The 213-nt window shown below is 79.8% G+C and carries 1 protein-coding gene; it reads left to right on the plus strand.

What is annotated here, in order from left to right; translation table 11 throughout:
• A partial coding sequence (locus tag QWY28_RS24140; protein ID WP_300955425.1) for a hypothetical protein occupies positions 1 to 213 on the plus strand: 213 nt, incomplete at both ends.

Raw genomic sequence — 213 nt, forward strand, 5'->3', positions numbered from 1 at the left:
GGGGGCCTCGGCGGCTCGTCCGCGCGGCGCGGCACCGGCACGCTCGCGACGACGACGTACTCCTTGGTCGGCTTCACCTGGCCCCGCGGCGCGGCCGCGCCGGTGCTCGAGCTCAGCGTCCGCCGCGGCTCGGCCTGGGAGCCCTGGAGCCGGGTGCCCGGCTCCCACGAGTCCCCCGACCCCGGCACCGGCGAGATCGGCTCGGTCGTCGGC

It is taken from the genome of Nocardioides oceani, from assembly GCF_030412965.1.
Classification (GTDB): Bacteria; Actinomycetota; Actinomycetes; order Propionibacteriales; family Nocardioidaceae; genus Nocardioides; species Nocardioides oceani.